Origin of the sequence: Colwellia marinimaniae (genome assembly GCF_002207865.1) — a bacterium.
In the GTDB taxonomy this organism is placed as follows: Bacteria; Pseudomonadota; Gammaproteobacteria; order Enterobacterales; family Alteromonadaceae; genus Colwellia; species Colwellia marinimaniae.
Genome location: NZ_BDQM01000085.1, coordinates 1 through 1,270, shown reverse-complemented (window position 1 = coordinate 1,270; position 1,270 = coordinate 1). Strand labels below are relative to the sequence as shown.

Annotated in this window: 1 protein-coding gene; it reads left to right on the top strand. The window is 40.7% G+C overall.

Features of this window, described 5'->3' with window-relative positions; translation table 11 throughout:
- Window positions 1-54: 54 nt before the first annotated feature.
- A protein-coding gene (locus MTCD1_RS18250) for an IS3 family transposase (protein WP_088568991.1) occupies window positions 55-1,235 on the top strand; the annotation gives its coding sequence in 2 pieces (ribosomal slippage) (window positions 55-340 and window positions 340-1,235; 1,182 coding nt in all).
- Window positions 1,236-1,270: the final 35 nt, after the last annotated feature.

The window sequence follows — 1,270 nt, the reverse complement described above, 5'->3', positions numbered from 1 at the left end:
TGATCTTACCCCGCTTTAACGGACACCAAAATCTAACTAAAGATGAGGTGTTCAATGCCAAAGTACAACAATCCAAGACGAACTTGGAAGTATTCAAACGACTTCAAAGTCACCGCTGTTCAACTTAGTTTCGTTGTTGGCGTCACAATCAAATCTGTCGCACTAAAGCTCGACATTCACCCGTTCATGCTGTCACGATGGCGAAAAGAATATCGCGAAGGAATTATTGTGGCGGATAAACGTAAAAAAGTAGCTGGGCAATCGAAAGCAAAAAAACAACTGACCAACGAACAAAAACTTCAGCGTGAAAATAAACAGCTTAAGGAGGAGCTGTACGTGCTAAAAAAGTGGCAACGGTTTCTTGCCGAGGAACATCAGGACGATATAAATTCATCGAAAAACTCAGAGCCGAAGTAAGTGTTAAAGCATTAATTAACCTACTTGGTGTATCCAGAAGTGGGTATTACGATTGGCGAAATCGTCAGCCTAGCGCACGTGAAATTAAAGATGATGAATTGAAGGTTAAAATTCAACAAATATTCACTGAGAATAAAGGACGATATGGCAGTCCCCGCATTTTTAAGACCTTACAAAAGCAAGGGTACAAGATAGGTAAAAAACGTGTAGAACGTTTGTACCGTGGACTTGGCCTGGTTGCTAGAGTGATGCGCGTGACGACTCGTTCGGCCGCTTATAAACGTTTCCTCGTGACAGGTGACAATTTACGCCCTGATGGTGATGTGCCTACCGCAGTCAATAAAGTGTGGGTTGCCGACGTTACTTATTTAAAGGTAAAAGGTGTATGGCGTTATTTATCCGTGATAATGGATTTGTATTCTCGACGTGTTATTAGTTGGAGTTTAGATAAAAATAGAACAGCACAAGTAACGAAGCGGACGTTACTCAATGCCGTTAAAAAGAGAAAGCCACAAGGTGATTTAATGCTACATACCGATAGAGGTGTTGAGTATCGCGGACAAGTTTATCAAAAAGCATTGAAACGAAATGGGATAGTGCATAGCTTGAGTCGAGCAGGAAAGTGTACGGACAATGCTCATATGGAGTCATTTTTCCATTCAATGAAAACGGAAGCTATTCGTGGTAATGTTTTTAAAACTGATGCACAGTTACGAGGAACACTTGGCAATTATATTAACAAATACTACAATGCGACAAGGATGCATTCAGGTATAAATTATTGCTCACCGATAGAATATGAAGCAATAGCAGCGTGAAAAAAAATGTGTCCGTTTTATCGGGGGAAGATCAC